At 63.4% G+C, this 16,462-nt stretch carries 13 protein-coding genes and 1 tRNA gene; 6 read left to right on the top strand and 8 right to left on the bottom strand.

Features of this window, described 5'->3' with window-relative positions; genetic code table 11:
* Positions 1-10 precede the first annotated feature (10 nt).
* From clpX to CQ13_RS18460, 4 genes are all read right to left on the bottom strand, one after another.
* Positions 11-1,285: an ATP-dependent Clp protease ATP-binding subunit ClpX gene (clpX, locus tag CQ13_RS18475; RefSeq protein ID WP_028345767.1), complete on the bottom strand. Its 1,275-nt coding sequence runs from the start codon at positions 1,283-1,285 to the stop codon at positions 11-13.
* A gap of 428 nt (positions 1,286-1,713) precedes the next feature.
* Positions 1,714-2,349, bottom strand: coding sequence for an ATP-dependent Clp protease proteolytic subunit (locus tag CQ13_RS18470; protein ID WP_057844270.1), 636 nt, complete (start codon positions 2,347-2,349; stop codon positions 1,714-1,716).
* Positions 2,350-2,615: 266 nt separating this feature from the next.
* On the bottom strand, positions 2,616-3,980 hold the full coding sequence (gene tig / locus CQ13_RS18465; protein ID WP_057844317.1) for a trigger factor: 1,365 nt from the start codon (positions 3,978-3,980) through the stop codon (positions 2,616-2,618).
* A 170-nt stretch (positions 3,981-4,150) separates the two neighbouring features.
* A tRNA-Leu gene (locus CQ13_RS18460) sits at positions 4,151-4,235 on the bottom strand.
* 136 nt (positions 4,236-4,371) lie between these two features.
* On the opposite strand from CQ13_RS18460, the gene CQ13_RS18455 reads away from it, so the two are divergent.
* The gene (locus CQ13_RS18455) at positions 4,372-5,700 is read left to right on the top strand and encodes a multicopper oxidase family protein (protein ID WP_156433745.1); all 1,329 of its coding nucleotides are present in this window, start codon (positions 4,372-4,374) and stop codon (positions 5,698-5,700) included.
* A 10-nt stretch (positions 5,701-5,710) separates the two neighbouring features.
* Positions 5,711-6,793 carry an enolase C-terminal domain-like protein gene (locus CQ13_RS18450; RefSeq protein ID WP_057844268.1) on the top strand — a complete coding sequence of 361 codons (1,083 nt, stop codon included), beginning with the start codon at positions 5,711-5,713 and terminating at the stop codon, positions 6,791-6,793.
* A gap of 81 nt (positions 6,794-6,874) precedes the next feature.
* Here CQ13_RS18450 and CQ13_RS18445 read toward each other — a convergent pair whose 3' ends face one another.
* Entirely contained in the window at positions 6,875-8,374 is a 1,500-nt protein-coding gene (locus tag CQ13_RS18445) for a bifunctional ADP-dependent NAD(P)H-hydrate dehydratase/NAD(P)H-hydrate epimerase (protein ID WP_057844267.1), read from the bottom strand.
* Between the two features lie 410 nt (positions 8,375-8,784).
* On the opposite strand from CQ13_RS18445, the gene CQ13_RS18440 reads away from it, so the two are divergent.
* The 3 genes from CQ13_RS18440 (at position 8,785) to CQ13_RS18430 (ending at position 11,443) form a co-directional block, all read left to right on the top strand.
* On the top strand, positions 8,785-9,123 hold the full coding sequence (locus CQ13_RS18440) for a P-II family nitrogen regulator (RefSeq protein ID WP_027537227.1): 339 nt from the start codon (positions 8,785-8,787) through the stop codon (positions 9,121-9,123).
* Positions 9,124-9,263: 140 nt separating this feature from the next.
* Entirely contained in the window at positions 9,264-10,673 is a 1,410-nt protein-coding gene (gene glnA, locus CQ13_RS18435; RefSeq protein WP_028345760.1) for a type I glutamate--ammonia ligase, read from the top strand.
* 233 nt (positions 10,674-10,906) lie between these two features.
* Complete coding sequence (locus CQ13_RS18430; protein WP_245309221.1) at positions 10,907-11,443, top strand: DUF992 domain-containing protein; 537 nt, start codon at positions 10,907-10,909, stop codon at positions 11,441-11,443.
* Positions 11,444-11,602: 159 nt separating this feature from the next.
* On the opposite strand, the gene CQ13_RS18425 is transcribed toward CQ13_RS18430, so the two are convergent.
* The 3 genes from CQ13_RS18425 to CQ13_RS18415 form a co-directional block, all read right to left on the bottom strand.
* The gene (locus CQ13_RS18425; protein ID WP_057844266.1) at positions 11,603-13,474 is read right to left on the bottom strand and encodes a PAS domain S-box protein; all 1,872 of its coding nucleotides are present in this window, start codon (positions 13,472-13,474) and stop codon (positions 11,603-11,605) included.
* A gap of 116 nt (positions 13,475-13,590) precedes the next feature.
* Complete coding sequence (locus tag CQ13_RS18420) at positions 13,591-14,361, bottom strand: gamma-glutamyl-gamma-aminobutyrate hydrolase family protein (protein ID WP_057844265.1); 771 nt, start codon at positions 14,359-14,361, stop codon at positions 13,591-13,593.
* 123 nt (positions 14,362-14,484) lie between these two features.
* Positions 14,485-15,180, bottom strand: coding sequence for a hypothetical protein (locus CQ13_RS18415; RefSeq protein ID WP_057844264.1), 696 nt, complete (start codon positions 15,178-15,180; stop codon positions 14,485-14,487).
* 146 nt (positions 15,181-15,326) lie between these two features.
* On the opposite strand from CQ13_RS18415, the gene CQ13_RS18410 reads away from it, so the two are divergent.
* On the top strand, positions 15,327-16,460 hold the full coding sequence (locus CQ13_RS18410) for an AI-2E family transporter (protein WP_057844263.1): 1,134 nt from the start codon (positions 15,327-15,329) through the stop codon (positions 16,458-16,460).
* Positions 16,461-16,462 lie beyond the last annotated feature (2 nt).

The raw sequence follows: 16,462 nt of genomic DNA, 5'->3' as shown, positions 1-16,462 counted from the left end.
CGCGAAGGTATCAGGCGCTGGCGCTGCTCTCGACGGCCCGGTCCGAACGGTCCGCATAAATGTAGAGCGGACGGGCAGTTCCCTCGACAACTTCGCGCGAGATCACAACCTCTTCGACACCTTCCAGGCCCGGCAGATCGAACATGGTCTCGAGCAGGATGCTTTCGAGGATCGAACGCAACCCGCGCGCGCCGGTCTTGCGCTCGATCGCCTTGCGAGCGACCGCGCCAAGCGCCTCGTCGGCGAAGGTGAGTTCGATGTTCTCCATTTCGAACAGTCGCTGGTATTGTTTCACCAGCGCGTTCTTCGGATCGGTCAGGATCTTCTTCAGCGAGGTCTCGTCGAGATCCTCCAACGTCGCGACCACCGGCAGGCGGCCGACGAATTCGGGGATCAAGCCGTACTTCAGCAAGTCTTCCGGCTCGACATGGCGGAAGATTTCGCCGGTGCGGCGGTCTTCGGGCGCCAGCACCTGGGCGGCGAAACCGATCGAGGTCGAGCGTCCGCGTGCGGAGATGATCTTCTCAAGGCCTGAGAACGCGCCGCCGCAGATGAACAGGATGTTGGTGGTGTCGACCTGCAGGAACTCCTGCTGCGGGTGCTTGCGGCCGCCCTGCGGAGGCACGGAGGCGACCGTGCCTTCCATGATCTTCAACAGCGCCTGCTGCACGCCCTCACCCGACACGTCGCGGGTGATTGACGGGTTGTCGGACTTGCGGCTGATCTTGTCGATTTCGTCGATATAGACGATGCCCCGCTGCGCGCGCTCGACATTGTAGTCGGCCGACTGCAACAGCTTCAGGATGATGTTCTCGACGTCTTCGCCGACGTAGCCGGCTTCGGTCAGCGTCGTCGCATCCGCCATGGTGAACGGCACGTCGAGAATCCGCGCCAGCGTCTGCGCGAGCAGCGTCTTGCCCGAACCGGTCGGACCGATCAGCAGGATGTTCGACTTCGCGAGTTCGACGTCGTTATGCTTGGTCTGGTGATTGAGGCGCTTGTAGTGATTGTGAACGGCAACCGAGAGCACCTTCTTGGCATGGCTCTGGCCGATCACGTAGTCGTCCAGCACCTTGCAGATTTCCTTCGGCGTCGGGATGCCGTCGCGCGACTTCACCAGCGAGGACTTGTTCTCCTCACGGATGATATCCATGCAGAGTTCGACGCATTCGTCGCAGATGAATACGGTGGGACCCGCGATCAGTTTGCGGACTTCGTGCTGGCTCTTTCCACAGAACGAGCAATACAGCGTGTTCTTGGAGTCGCTCGTGCCAACCTTACTCATTCCTGTCTCCGTCCGCCGTTCGATCCGTTACCCGATCGACCCATTCCGGCACTGTCACCGGACCTGAAGGTAGATAGAGCAAATTCCGTACCAAAAAAGCCCCTAACTCAATTATGCACCGTGCGAATCACGGCGTCTCGATTCCCCCGCGATCTTAACCCAATCCACACAGCCAACCATGCTGGCACCCGACTATCAAGAATTCGCTAATCGGGCTCGGAATTGCTACCCGTGACAATACCGTGATTTGTGGCGTTGGCACGGGGAGAAGTTGACGAAATCGACCGAGCGTTGCGGTATTGCCACGCCGCAAAACCGGCACGAAAGCGGAACTTTCGGCCTACGCGAGGGCATAAGCGCGGCTTTCGGCCCTATTTGCCGATTCAACCAACCGTTAGGGTCAACACGCGGTGTCGCGATCCGTATCCTTACGGGACCCTCACCGGCGTCACTTCTTCGGGGCGCTTGTCGATCACCTTGTCGACGATCCCGAAGTCGTGGGCCATATCGGCGGTCAAAAATTTGTCGCGCTCCAGCGCGTCCTCGATCGCCTTGTAGGTCTGGCCGGTGTGCTTCACGTAGATTTCGTTGAGACGCTTCTTGAGATTCAGGATCTCTTGCGCGTGCAGCATGATGTCGGTGGCCTGGCCCTGGAAGCCGCCGGACGGCTGATGCACCATGATGCGCGAATTGGGCAGCGAGAAGCGCATGTCCTTTTCACCAGCCGCGAGCAACAGCGAACCCATCGAGGCCGCCTGCCCGGTGCACAGCGTCGACACCGGCGGACGAATGAATTGCATGGTGTCGTAGATCGCAAGCCCCGATGTCACCACACCGCCGGGCGAGTTGATGTACATCGAGATTTCCTTCTTCGGATTCTCCGCCTCGAGGAACAGAAGCTGTGCGACGACGAGCGTCGACATGCCGTCTTCGACCGGACCGGTCAGGAAAATGATGCGCTCCTTCAGAAGCCGCGAGAAAATGTCGTAGGCGCGTTCGCCGCGGTTGGTCTGCTCGACCACCATCGGAACGAGGTTCATGTAGGTTTCAACGGGATCGCGCATGAATCACCCAAGGGTTCGAATAGAGAATAAGCGGGAACGAACATCCATTGGCAAGGCAGGCATGACTGCCGCATGCGGACGAACGTCCCGTGATGCAGACTTCAACTCAGCTCACACATATGAGCCAATTTCCTGGCTACAAGGCCGGGCAATTGCGGAGCCGAATGAGAGAAGTTCAAACTGATTCGCAGCCAATCTCATAGCGACGGGTGCTGTCACCACGCCGCTATCGCCGTTCATCATTAATGCCGGCCTGACCAAATCAATCAGGCTGCACTCTTCTCGTCGGCCTCGTCGTCCTTGAACAGGTCCTCGCGCGACACCTTCTTTTCGGTCACGTGGGCGAGTTCGAGGATGAAATCGACCACCTTGTCTTCATAGATCGGCGCACGAAGCTGGGCCAGCGCATTGGCGTTATTGCGATAGTAGTCCCAGACCTCCTTCTCGCGGCCGGGCATCGAGCGCGCCCGCTCGATCACCGCGCGGCTGACTTCGTCATCGGTCACGGTGATCTTGTTCTTCTCGCCGATCTCCGACAGCACGAGGCCGAGCCGGACGCGGCGGTCGGCGATCTTCTTGTACTCTTCCTTGGCCGCCTCTTCGGTGGTGTTCTCGTCGGCAAAGGTCTTGCCGGAGGATTCCATCTCGGCCTTGATCGAGTTCCACATCAGGTTGAACTCTTCCTCGATCAGCGACGGCGGCGCCTCGAATTTGTGGCTGTCGTCGAGCCGGTCGAGCAGCGCGCGCTTGACGCGCTGGCGCGTGGCTCCTGCGAACTCGGCGACCAGCCGCTCGCGCGCGGCCTCCTTCAGCTTGTCGAGCGATTCCAGGCCGAGCGTTTTTGCAAACTCGTCGTTGATCTCAGTCTCGCCCGGGGCTTCGATCAGGGTTGCCGTGGTCTCGAACTCGGCCGCCTGGCCGGCGAGCTTCTCGCTGGCGTAATTCTTCGGGAACGACACTTTCAGCGTGCGGGTCTCACCGGCCCCGATGCCGACGAGCTGTTCCTCAAAGCCCGGAATGAACTGTCCGGTGCCGATCACGACCTGGATGCCCTCGCCGGTGCCGCCGTCGAACGGCACGCCGTCGATAGAACCCTTGAAGCTGATGGTGACGCGATCGCCGGTTTCGGCCTTGGCGCCCTCGGCCTTGGCGGTATAGGGACGGTTCTGGTCGGCGATGCGCTTGATCGCCTCGTCGACTTCGGCGTCGGTCACTTCGACCACCGGCTTCTCCACCGAGAAAGTCTTGAAATCGGCGAGCTGGATCGTCGGCACCACCTCGATCGCCACTGTGTAGGTCAGGTCGCTCTTGCCGGCGAGCAATTCCTCGACCTCTTTCTGCTCGGTCGGCAACGTGATCTTGGGCTCGGTCGCGAGGCGGAAACCGCGGTCGGTGAAGATCTGCGTGTTAGTGTCGCGGATGGTCTGGTCGATGGTCTCGGCCATTACCGAGCGGCCATACACCTTCTTCAGATGGCTCACCGGCACCTTGCCGGGGCGGAAGCCATTGAGCTTCACCTTGTCCTTGAGGTCGACCAGCTTGGCATCCGCCTTGGCATCGAGATCCGATGCGGGAACGCTGACCTTGAACTCGTGCTTCAATCCCTCGGCGAGGGTTTCGGTGACCTGCATGGTGTCAATCTTCTTCCGCTTGCGCCGGGCCAAACGGCCGCGGCAGTGTCTAAGTTTGTTCGACGCGCAAGCCTTGCAGCCCTGCGCCGGTGGTTCGGCTGAACTTGGCTCCCCCAGTAGGGGGAGCAAGCCTTCCAGTATTCGTCATGCAAACGCTTGGATAGAGCGCTTGGTGCGGGCGGAGGGACTCGAACCCCCACAACTTTCGTCACTGGAACCTAAATCCAGCGCGTCTACCAGTTCCGCCACGCCCGCGTGAAAAGCATCCATACCCGGCCGCGATGCCGCGGGCGGCGGGCTTATAACATGAGCCTACACCTCCGCAGCAAAAAAATGGCCCTTTTTGACAGCCCCGGGGCAAGGCGTCACAGCTAGGACAGGCACATCAGAAATGGTCCATATCGGTCCGATGGCAAGCCCCAAATCAACGCTAGATCGACGCGAGCTGCTGGCCGGGCTGGGCGCCGCCGCGCTGGCCCCGATATGGCCGGTTTCCGGCGCAGCCCAGGCGCGTCCCCCGCTGACGTTACAGGCCACGCCGGAGACTCTCGCACTCCGGCCCGGCGGTACGGCCGCGCCAGTCTGGTCGCTGCAAGGATCCGACCTCGTCTTCAAGCGTGGCGAGCCGGCCGAGATCGCCTTTGCCAATGAGCTGCCGGTGCCGGTCGTCCTCAACTGGCGGGGTATGGACGGCGTTCCGGCTCACGCCCCCCTCACGGCGCGCGCAGCCCTCGCAAGCGGTGGCAAGACCACCTTGCAGCTTCCCCTGCGCCACGCGGGGACCTTCCTCTGCGACTCCGGGCTGCTTGGCGATCAACAGGTACAACCAACGCGGGCACGGCCGTTGATCGTTCGCGAAACCGAGCCGGTCGCTGTCGACCGCGACGAGGTGCTCCTGATCGAGGACTGGCGGGCAAGGCTCGATGGAACAGCGATCGCGCCGGGAATCGATCCGAAGGACACAGCGCCTCTCCAAACGATTAACGGCCGGACTTCGCTCGAACTCTCAGGTCGCACCAACGAACGGATCAGGCTCCGCATCATCAGCGGATGCCAACGCTCTGTTGTTGCTATCAAACTGGATGGGCTCGACGTCCGGGTCATGGCCATCGACAGCCAACCATCCGAGCCGTTCCGGGCCCGCAATGGCGCCCTGATACTGGCGCCGGGCGGGCGGGTCGACGCCTTCATCGATTTGACCGCTTCGGCAGGCACGACCAATACGATCCTGCTGCATGATGGCAAGGAAGCCCGCCCGATCGGCAGGCTTGTCGTCTCCAGCGAACCGCCGGTCCGCGCGGCCCCGCTGCCACCCGCCCCGCCGCTGCCCTCCAACGGCCTGCCCGAGCGGCTCGACCTCAAGGGGGCGATCCGGATCGATGTCGTGCTGGGCCGACCTTCCGGCGACTGGATGACGCCAGCCAACTTTGCCGTGAGTGCCCCACCCGCCTTCCGCGCCAGGAAAGGCCGCACCGTGGTGCTGGCGCTCACCAACCGCGCCGCGGTCACCACCGTTTTCCACCTCCACGGCCATCACTTCCGGCTGCTGGACCGGCTCGACGACGGCTGGAAGCCGTTCTGGCTGGATACGCTGGCGATCGAGCCCGGCCAGACCCAACGCATCGCCTTTGCCGCCGAACATGCCGGCCGCTGGCTGATCGAATCCGTCGCAACCGACTGGGCGGCACCGCGGCTGGTGCGATGGTACGCAGTCGAATGAGGAGCAAGCCATGAGCACACCGGTTCCCGCCATCCGCAGCGTCAAGGCGCGACCGCTCGTGGTGCCGCTCGCGCGCCCAGTGAAGAACGCCTTTGGCGTGATCGATGTCGGCCCGCTGGTCCTGATCGATGTCGAGACCGATCAGGGCGCTACCGGCCACTCCTACATTTTCGCCTACAGCAAGCTGACGCTGAAGCCGCTGGTGCACCTGATTGAGGAGATCGGGCGCGAACTCACCGGCAGACCAGTTGCGCCCTACGATCTGATGGCGGCGATGGACGCAAAATTCCGCCTGCTCGGCTGGCAGGGCCTAGTCGGCATGGCGGTGTCCGGCCTCGACATGGCCTATTGGGACGCGCTCGGCCAGTTGGCCGCCAAGCCGGTGGTTGAACTGCTCGGCGGGTCGCCAAAACCGATCCGGGCCTATGACAGCTATGGCGTGGTCGATCCGGTGGCGGACGAAAGGGCGCTGCGCCGCTCGCTCGAACAGGGATTTCGCGGCATCAAGATCAAGGGCGGCGACGGCGATGCCGCCAACGACGAGCGCGTGGTCAAGGGCGTGCGCGCCCTCATCGGCCCTGACATCGCGCTGATGATCGACTTCAACCAGTCGCTCGATCCCGCGGAAGCCACGCGCCGGATCGCTCGCCTCGCGCCCTACGATTTGCACTGGATCGAAGAACCCGTGCCGCAGGAAAACCTCTCGGGACACGCCAAGGTCCGCGAGACTTCGCCGACGCCGATTCAGGCCGGCGAGAACTGGTGGTTCCCGCGCGGCTTTGCCGAGGCGATCGCGCTAGGTGCCAGCGATTTCATCATGCCCGATCTGATGAAGTGCGGCGGCGTCACGGGCTGGCTGCAGGTCGCCGCCCAAGCCAAAGCCGCCAACATTCCGACGTCGAGCCATCTCTTCGCCGAAGCCAGCGCCCACATGCTGGCGGTGACGCCAACCGCGCACTGGCTCGAGTTTTTGGATTTCGCCAGCGTCATCCTCGCCCACCCCACCGAGATCGTCGATGGCACGCTCACCGCGCGTGGACCGGGGCTAGGGCTGGAGTGGAATGAGACGGCGGTGGCGAAGTATCTGGTATGAGAGCTGTCTCGTGTCCCGGACGCAGCGCAGCGTATCAAGCCGCAAGCGGCGCGCTGCGCAGCATCCGGGGAACGAAGGCGACTAATACTCAATCCCAAACTCATCATAGAGCCGGCGGAACACGGCCGGCAGCACTTCTGGCAAATCTTCTGCGATCAGGCCTGGCCCCGCCTCGCCCGCGGCTTCGCCGTGCATCCAGACGCCGATGCAGGCGGCTTCATAGGCCGGCACGCCTTGCGCCAGCAGCCCCGCGATTATGCCGGCCAACACATCACCGGCTCCCGCCGTCGCGAGCCAGGGCGGCGCGTTGGAGGCAATGCTGGCACGCCCGTCCGGCGAAGCCACCACCGTGTCCGGTCCCTTCAGCAACACCACCGCGCTGGAGCGCTGGGCGGCGTCGCGCACCCGCTCCAGCTTCGAACGGCCGGGGTGCTTGTTGCTGATATCGCTGAACAGGCGCGGAAACTCGCCCTCATGCGGGGTGAGAATGACCTGCGGGTCCTCGCTGGCCTTGATCGCTTCAAACAGCCGCTCCGGCGCTTCGGCAAAACTCGTCAGCGCATCGGCGTCGAGCACGAGGCCGCGTTTCGTCGAGAGGGCGGTGTGAACGAGATCGCGCGTGCGGGCGCCGATGCCGGCGCCCGGCCCGATCACGATGGAATTGAGCCGCCTGTCGCCCACGAGGTCGGCGAATTCGATCACGGTATCGACGGGACGCACCATGACTGCCGTCAGCGCCGCCGCATTGACGGCGAGCGCATCGCTCGGCGAGGCCACCGTGACGAGGCCAGCGCCTGCCCGCAGCGCGCCACGGGCCGCCAACCGCGCCGCACCCGTCGACGCCAGTTCCCCCGACAGCACGACGGCATGGCCGCGGGCATATTTGTGGCCGTCGATAGAAGGCACCGGAAAGGATTTTCGCCAGCTCTGCGGAACGTTCTCGAACGTCTGCGGCCGGATCTCCTCAAGCACATGCGCATCGATGCCGATTTCGGCGACGCGGACGCGGCCGCAATGCTTGCGCCCGGGCATCAACAGATGCGCCGGCTTGCGGCGGAAGAAGGTCACGGTTTCGGCGGCGTTGATTGCTGCACCCATCACCGCGCCCGTGGTGCCGTTGATGCCGCTCGGCAGGTCGACGGCCAGCACCGGCGCGCCATTGGCGTTGATCGCCTCGATCATCTCGAGCGGATCGCCCTTGACCGGACGATTGAGACCTGCGCCGAACAGCGCGTCGATGATCAGGGACGGCTTGCCGATCGCCTGTGGGTTAAACGGCAGCACCGGATATTTCCAGCCGCGCGCGGCGAGCGCGGCATCACCCTGCAGGCTCTCGCGCTCGCACAACAGGATAACGGAAACCTCGCGCCCGCGTGCGGCGAGTTCGGCGGCCGCCACAAAGCCGTCGCCGCCATTGTTGCCGCGGCCGGCGACCACGACGATCGGCCCCTCCTCGACGAGATCCATCGCAACCTCGGCCACGGCCTGCCCGGCGCTCATCATCAGCGCGAAGCCGGGCGTTCCGCCGGCGATCGTCAGCCGGTCGGCCCTCTCCATCTCGGTCGTGGTCAAGACTTCCATGCCGAATCCTCGATGCATCCGCCTTTTCTGAAGGCATATCCCCGTCGCGCCCGTGGCCCGCCACGCCCCGCCTGCACAGGAAATGATCGATTTGCCTATCTTGTAAGCTTCGCTATCATGCGAGCCGCCGGCGGACCTCTCTCACTTGCCTGTTAAAAGTCTGATAACGTTCCGAAATCAGCCGCATTAACAACTTGGCACAGACCCTGCTTTTGAGGAAGCCTGTTGGAAAGCCGAGCTCAGGATCGTCGCAGTCAGCGGCAATTATGAGCAGTTCCGGCTTTGCAATCATGAGCCGTTCCGGCTTTGCCGGATGCAAGGATCAAACCAGACGGCGCCAGGTAAGTTCACCAGGCTGCGAACCGAAACTATCTGCACACTGCAATTTGGAAATGCCCGGGAGGCGCTCAGTGAAGAAGATTGAAGCCATCATCAAGCCATTCAAGCTCGACGAGGTGAAAGAGGCGCTTCAGGAAGTCGGACTGCAGGGTATCACGGTCACCGAGGCCAAGGGGTTCGGGCGGCAGAAGGGACACGCCGAGCTGTATCGCGGTGCGGAATACATCGTGGACTTCCTGCCCAAGGTGAAAATCGAGATCGTGATTTCGGACGAGCTGGTCGAGAAGGCGATCGACGCGATCCGCCGCGCGGCCCAGACCGGGCGCATCGGCGACGGCAAGATCTTCGTCTCCAACATCGAGGAAGCGATCCGGATCAGAACCGGCGAATCCGGGCTGGACGCTATCTGAGCCGGGTGCTATCCGAAAGTTTGCGACTAAAAAACAAGAAAAGGGCTGCTCTGGCAGCCTGATTTCGTTCGCGGTGTCCTATCGATCGTCTGCGAAATGTCGCGCTCCGGAAACCGTCCCGTAAGCCAAAAGGGGTATTCATGAAGACCGCTAAAGACGTCCTGAAATCGATCAAGGACAACGACGTAAAATACGTCGACCTGCGCTTCACCGATCCGCGCGGCAAGTGGCAGCACGTGACCTTCGACGTTAGCATGATCGAAGAGGACACCTTTGCCGAAGGCCAGATGTTCGACGGCTCCTCGATCGCCGGCTGGAAGGCGATCAACGAATCCGACATGTGCCTGATGCCTGATCCGGTGACCGCGACGATCGACCCGTTCTTCGCCGAGACCACCATGGTCATCGTCTGCGATGTGCTGGAGCCGACCACGGGCGAGCCCTACAACCGCGACCCCCGCGGCATCGCCAAAAAAGCCGAGGCAATGGTGAAATCGTCGGGCGTCGGCGACACCGTGTTCTTCGGACCGGAAGCCGAATTCTTCGTGTTCGACGACGTGCGCTACCAGACCACCCCCTACAACACCGGCTTCAAGCTCGATTCCTCGGAACTGCCGATCAATTCGGACACCGAGTATGAGGGCGGCAATCTCGGTCACCGCATCCGCACCAAGGCCGGCTACTTCCCGGTCCCGCCGCAGGACTCGGTGCAGGACATGCGCTCGGAAATGCTCGGCGCGATGGCCAAGATGGGCGTCAAGGTCGAGAAGCATCACCACGAAGTCGCTTCCGCCCAGCACGAGCTCGGCATGAAGTTCGACACCATGACGCTGATGGCCGACCAGATGCAGATCTACAAATACTGCATCCACCAGGTCGCGCACATCTACGGCAAGACCGCCACCTTCATGCCGAAGCCGGTCTATGGCGACAACGGTTCGGGCATGCACTGCCACCAGTCGATCTGGAAGGACGGCAAGCCGGTGTTCGCCGGCAACAAATATGCCGACCTCTCGGAGACCTGCCTCCACTATATCGGCGGCATCATCAAGCACGCCAAGGCAATCAACGCCTTCACCAACCCGTCGACCAACTCCTACAAGCGCCTGGTCCCGGGCTATGAAGCCCCCGTGCTGCTCGCCTACTCCGCGCGCAATCGCTCGGCCTCCTGCCGCATCCCGTATACCGCGAACCCGAAGGCCAAGCGCGTCGAAGTCCGCTTCCCCGATCCAATGGCCAACCCCTATCTCGGCTTCGCCGCGATGCTGATGGCCGGCCTCGACGGCATCAAGAACAAGATCGATCCGGGTCCGGCGATGGACAAGGACCTCTACGATCTTCCGAAGGAAGAGCTGAAGCAGATCCCGACCGTGTGCGGCTCCTTGCGCGAGGCGCTGGAAAACCTCGACAAGGACCGCGCCTTCCTCAAGAACGGCGGCGTGTTCGATGACGACTTCATCGACAGCTTCATCGAACTGAAGATGACCGAAGTCGAGCGCTTTGAGATGACTCCGCATCCGGTCGAGTTCGAGATGTATTATTCGCAGTGATCTCGCGCGGCGCTCGCGCCGCCAGTATCACCGTCCGACAATGCAAAAGGCGCTCCCGAGGGGCGCCTTTTGTTTTTGCGAAGGAAAGTCAGGAGCTTGGCCGCCTCGTTCGTGTACTCATTCCGCCAACTGCCGCCGCGAATTCCGCTCATATGGCCGCAAGCGCTCCGGAACCTCGCAATGTCGCCGTGCGTTGAGTGGGTCCACCAAAATGCGTCGAAGGAGGACGCCCCGTGAACAAAACAACCCTGACTAGAACAACGTTGAATAGTCTCGCAACCACATGCGCTGCCCTGGCGCTCGCCCTTGCCACGGCTCCGGCCACGGCTCAGGACACCGGGCGGACGAGGGTCGGCACGCTCACCTGTAGCATACCGCCCGGTGTCGGCCTCGTCATCGGGGGGCAGCGGCAACTGAGCTGCATCTATGCGTCATCGAGAGGCAGGGGGCGCGAGGCTTATGAGGGCACCGTCAGCACGCTTGGCCTCGACATCGGCGCCACGACCGGCGGCCAGTTGGCCTGGGCGATTTTTGCGCCGACCACGCTGCGCCGGGCGGCATTGGCGGGAACCTATACGGGTGCAACCGCCGGCGGCACGGTCGGCGCCGGAGCGAGTGCCAACGTCCTGGTTGGAGGCTCGGACCGCACGGTCATGATGCAGCCGCTATCCGTGCAGGGGCAGACAGGCGTGAACATTGCGGCAGGCGTATCCACAATGGAGCTGCGGCCGGCGGCCGCTGCGCCCCCCGCGCGCCGCGCTCCCCAGTGACGACATCATCGCTGGTGAACTAGTCGGCGGCTTGCCGTCGCGACCATTGACGCAAGATGCGAAAGGCGCCTGCATTCGGGCGCCTTTTGTTTTTGGAGTAGGATGGGGAGCGACCTGTCCGCCGTAGCTCAACGAACGAAGGCGGAAGCGATACCCACATCACTCGCATGGGTCCCCGCACATCGCGGAGCCCGTCAGCGGTATCGGGTCGCCCATGTGGTCGATCGCGCGGTCGAGGCAGAGGCGCAGCATGCGCGCCAGTTCGGCCTTGCGATACGGCTTGGCAAGCAACAGCACGCCCTCGCCGAGGCGCTCGCTCGAACCAAATGCATCGAAGGTGTGGCCGGACGTATAGAGCACCCGGAGCGGCCGGCGCAGCTTGGCGACCTCCTCCGCAAGCTGCCGGCCGTTCATCGCGCCGGGCATGACGATGTCGGTGAACAGCAGATCGAATGCCACACCGGATTTGACCAGCTCGAGCGCCTGCGCCGCGCCGGCGGCGGCAATGACCGTGTAGCCGAGGCTTTCAAGCCGGCCGACGACATGCGCCCGCACCACGTCGTCATCCTCCACACAGAGGATGGTTTGCGTTCCGCCGCGCAGTTCGACGTCCGCTTCCGGCGGCGCGACAGGCGCGTCCAAGGGCTCGGTATCGGCCGTCTCGGTATCGGCCTTGGGGAGAAGAATGCGGAAGCAGGCGCCCTTGCCCTCCTCGCTCTCGACCGCGACGCTGCCGCCGGATTGCTTTGCAAATCCGAACACCATGCTCAGCCCAAGTCCCGTGCCCACGCCGAACTGCTTGGTCGAAAAGAACGGCTCGAAAATCCTGTCGCGTATCGCGGGTGGAATGCCGGCGCCGGTATCGATCACCTCGATCACGACATAGGCGCCCGCGCCGAGCCCGCCCATGTCGGCGTCATGCTCACCGCGCGTGAGATTTCCCGTCCTGAACAGCAGCCTGCCGCCATCGGGCATGGCGTCACGGGCGTTGATCGCGAGATTGACGAGGGCGGAGGAGAGCTGGCTCCCGTCGACCAAAGCCGGCCAGACCTGATCGCTCAATGCGGTTTCGATTTGAATCTGTCGTCCGAGCGTCGGCGCCAGCAGTTGCACCACTTCCTCGACCAGCGCGTTGACGTCGGTCTCGCGCGGGCGCAGCGGCTGTTTGCGGGCAAAGGCCAAGAGGTTGGCCGTGAGCTGGGATGCACGATCGGCGGCATCGCCGATCATCCGGGCGATCGAGGCGAGCGCCGGATCATGCTTGACGCCGTCGGTCAGGATTTCGATCGTGCCCGTGATCACGGTCAGCACGTTGTTGAAGTCGTGGGCGATGCCGCCGGTCAGTTGTTCGACCGATTCCATCTTCTGCGCCTGGAGCAACAGCTCCTCGGCGGCGCGCTTGGCGGTGATGTCCCTGACGAAGGCGTTGATGATGTAACGTTCACCGCGGTGCAGTGCTGTGAGCGATACTTCGGCGAAGAATTCGCGGCCGTCCTTGTGCAGCAACGGCGTTTCGTATCGCCCGCCAACGGGGCTGGCTGCCGCCTCGCTCAGGAAGCGATCGACCCATTGCCGATGCACGGCGCGCTGCGATTCCGAAAACACCAGTTCGTCCATGCTTCTGCCAACGGCCTCAGCGCGCGTCCATCCCATCAGGGCCTCGGCTTGTGGACTCCAGCCGAGGATGACGCAGCGCTCATCGGTCTGGACGAAAGCGTCGAGCGAACCCTCGATAATGGCTTGCGCCATGTCGCTGTCGATCAGCGTCTGGTCAGCGCGTCCCTCCTCTGCTCCGTTGCGTCCATCCGCAAGGCCCGCAACATCGGAAAGCCTGTGCCAAAGCCGCGCCGCAGCAAGAATCGCAAGCACGCCGGTGATTGCAGCGCTCGCCAGCGCGGCGCCGATGATGATCGCCAGCGGCCCCAGCGAGGGGGCACGCGTCGCCAGGAAATAGGTTACTGCGCTCACGACGCAGGACGTCACGAGGACCAGCAAGATCATCGCCGGCGCGAGACGTCCAGGTTGCGTCATGGCGGCTTTACCAGTGTCGAGATGATGGGTGACTTAGCCGACTTCCCGGAGCCGATCCCATCTTTTCGGCCCCGTAGGATTACGGATGAGGTCGCTCCGGACGTGCGTCTGTCCGGTCAGCTCGCCCGCTCGTGCGCCTTGAGCGCCGCCCCGAACGCCTCGAACAGCTTGCGATTGATCGGGTTGCGCTGCGGGTCATACTCGGCATGCCACTGCACGCCGAGCGCAAAGCTCGGGGCGTCCGCGATCCGGATCGCTTCGATGGTGCCGTCCTCGGCAATGCCTTCGATGACGACGCGCCTCCCCGGTTCAAGGATGCCCTGCCCGTGCAGCGAATTCACCCGGATGGTTTCGCAGCCGAGCAGGCTTGCAAAGGTGCCGCCGGGCGTGAGGTGGACGTCGTGGCGGTCGGCGAACACGACCGTGGGATCGGGATGAATCTCGCCGTTCTCCAGCCGCGGCATGCGGTGGTTCATGCGGCCGGGGATCTCGCGGATTTCCGGATGCAGCGATCCGCCGAAGGCGACGTTCATCTCCTGCAGGCCGCGACAGATGCCGAAGATCGGCACGCCGCGGGCAACGCAGGCCTCTGTCAGCGCCAGCGCGACGTCGTCGCGGTGGATGTCGTAGGGCTCGTGCCTCTCATGCGGCTCGGTCTTGAAGCGGGTCGGATGGACATTGGCCCGCGCGCCAGTCAGCACGATGCCATCGACGACGTCGAGCAGCGCACCGATGTCGGTAATCTCGGGCGACCCGGCAAACATCAGCGGCAGTGCCCCCGCCACGTCGGTGACCGCGCGCAAATTGCGCTCTCCGACCATCTGGGTCTGAAAACGATTTTCGACGCGATAGGCGTTCCCGATCACACCGACCACGGGCCGTCTCATCGCCAATTTTCCGCTGTCATCGTCCTGCGCAAGGACCTTCTAGATTGGGCCGCCATTGCAGACGATAATGCCCGCGAGCCGGCGGCGGATCAATATCCGGCAGCGGCCTGCGGGCCTGCCCTGCTATTTTCGCGTGAAAGCCTCGCGGGCGTCGATGCCGTCGGCCCCGGGCAAACCGGCCGCCCGGAGCGCCGCGGCAGCCGAATTGCCGGCATCACCCAGCCATGGCAATTTCGCCTGAATTCCACGCGTGACCGGCTGGCCCAGCGCGCCGCCGAAATCGACCGGCCAATATCCGTTCGGCACCACTTCAGCCGATATTCCCTGAAGGCGATAGCCACTGCCGAGCACCGCCTCGGCATCGTCGGGTGCTACCCGCCGCGCGGTGCCGGGGTTGGCTGGATCGGCAAAGGTCACGAGCACCGGGATCAGCGCGTCCTTTACCGGCACGACGCCGGTCAACCGGCTCATCTCGTTAAAAGAGACCCGCTTGCCGGCCGCCGCCGTGTAGGCGCGCAGAGCCACGTAGTTCACGTCGTCGAGGACGAGATTGTTGTCAACATGCGCAAGCAGCGCGACAAGGTTCTTGCCTTGCCCGAGATCGACGAAAATGGCGTCGCCGACTGTCCGGGTCTGACCGCGGCGGGTGTAGCTGCGATCGGGATGAACGGCCACCACGCCGGATGCCGATCTGCGCCCCTGCGGCGTCTCGACATCGACGGACAGACTATACTTGTGGGCGGGACGGTTGATTCTGATTTGGTCGCCGACCACCAGCGCCGCCAACAGCGCAATCGGGCCGAACCATTTGAAATTCATCTCATCCTCGCCGGCACCATATCGGATTCGTCTATCGCTTGGCATACCGGACGTGGCAGCGTCAAACCGGCGCGTGCGCTCCCGCTTGATCCCGACGGCGTTTTTGGCGAAAGACTGCAGACGACATTCTGCGAGAAGGAATCAACGTGACAGGTCCGGCTGACAATCGCCTTCAGGCCCGCAACGATCTGGCGTGGGCGATATCGGTCGGCGGCATCGGCGTGGTGCTGTTCGCCGCGCTGCTCGTGTTCACCTGGCACTTCGCCGCGACGCTGTTCCTGATATTTACCGGCATGCTGCTCGGTGTCGCGCTCAACGCCATGGCCAACCTGCTTGGACGCGTGGTGCGGCTGCCGCATGCGCTGCGCCTGACGGTGGTCTGCCTGGTGGTCGCGGGCATGCTGTCGGGCATCGTCTTCCTCGGCGGCACTACGATCGCCCAGCAGACGACGGCGTTGAGCAACACGCTCAAATCGCAGCTCGTCAACGTCAAAGGCTTCCTGGAGCGGAACGGCATCGACACCAGCTTTTTCGATTTCGGCACCCTGTCGTCGACGTCGGATGATGGCACGCCGGCGCCCGCCGCGACGCCGACGCCGCACACGCTTCCCAGCGCCGGCACGATTGCGGCCAGCGGCGGCGCCATCTTCAGCCAGAGCCTGAAACTGATTCTGGGCACCGCCAGCGCCGTCGGAAACTTCTTCATCGTGCTGTTTTTGGGGATTGCCTTCGCGACCCAGCCGAGCGTCTACCGCAATGGCCTGCTGTTCATGGCGCCCGTGAGGCATCGCGTGCGCGCGGTTGCGATCGTCGACCGGATCGGCGAGACGCTGGAGCGCTGGCTGATCGCGCAGATCATCACCATGGTTGCGGTGTTCCTGGTAACCTGGATCGGGCTGTCGATCATCGGCATCCAGAGCTCGTTCATCCTGGGCATCCAGGCAGGCCTGCTCGCCTTCATCCCGACCGTCGGCGCCATTCTCGGCGGGCTGATCGTAGTGCTGGCGAGTCTCGCGTCGGGATGGGTCGCGGGCCTCTCCGCCTTCATCCTGTTCCTCGGCGTGCACGCGCTGGAAAGCTACGTGCTGACGCCGATCATTCAGCGGCAGGCGCTGGATATTCCGCCTGCGACGCTGTTTGCGTTCCAGATCCTGCTCGGCGTCGTCTTCGGCATTTGGGGCTTGGCGCTTGCGCTGCCGCTGATGGCGATCGCGAAGGTGATGATCGATCATTTCAAGGCGGAAGCGGCGCCGCCGGCCGCCATCACGACGGCGGCCTGAAC

The organism is Bradyrhizobium retamae, assembly GCF_001440415.1.
GTDB lineage: Bacteria > Pseudomonadota > Alphaproteobacteria > Rhizobiales > Xanthobacteraceae > Bradyrhizobium > Bradyrhizobium retamae.
The sequence above is the reverse complement of the archived record's forward strand: the minus strand, read 5'-3'. Positions and strand labels throughout refer to the sequence as shown.

Excerpts from the sequence above, each read along its gene's own strand:
- CQ13_RS18415 (WP_057844264.1), bottom strand. The coding sequence starts at position 15,180 with ATGAATTTCAAATGGTTCGGCCCGATTGCGCTGTTGGCGGCGCTGGTG.
- tig (WP_057844317.1), bottom strand. The coding sequence starts at position 3,980 with ATGCAGGTCACCGAAACCCTCGCCGAGGGATTGAAGCACGAGTTCAAG.
- CQ13_RS18455 (WP_156433745.1), top strand. The coding sequence starts at position 4,372 with ATGGTCCATATCGGTCCGATGGCAAGCCCCAAATCAACGCTAGATCGA.
- CQ13_RS18420 (WP_057844265.1), bottom strand. The coding sequence starts at position 14,361 with ATGAGACGGCCCGTGGTCGGTGTGATCGGGAACGCCTATCGCGTCGAA.
- CQ13_RS18425 (WP_057844266.1), bottom strand. The coding sequence starts at position 13,474 with ATGACGCAACCTGGACGTCTCGCGCCGGCGATGATCTTGCTGGTCCTC.
- CQ13_RS18445 (WP_057844267.1), bottom strand. The coding sequence starts at position 8,374 with ATGGAAGTCTTGACCACGACCGAGATGGAGAGGGCCGACCGGCTGACG.
- CQ13_RS18470 (WP_057844270.1), bottom strand. The coding sequence starts at position 2,349 with ATGCGCGATCCCGTTGAAACCTACATGAACCTCGTTCCGATGGTGGTC.
- clpX (WP_028345767.1), bottom strand. The coding sequence starts at position 1,285 with ATGAGTAAGGTTGGCACGAGCGACTCCAAGAACACGCTGTATTGCTCG.
- glnA (WP_028345760.1), top strand. The coding sequence starts at position 9,264 with ATGAAGACCGCTAAAGACGTCCTGAAATCGATCAAGGACAACGACGTA.
- CQ13_RS18450 (WP_057844268.1), top strand. The coding sequence starts at position 5,711 with ATGAGCACACCGGTTCCCGCCATCCGCAGCGTCAAGGCGCGACCGCTC.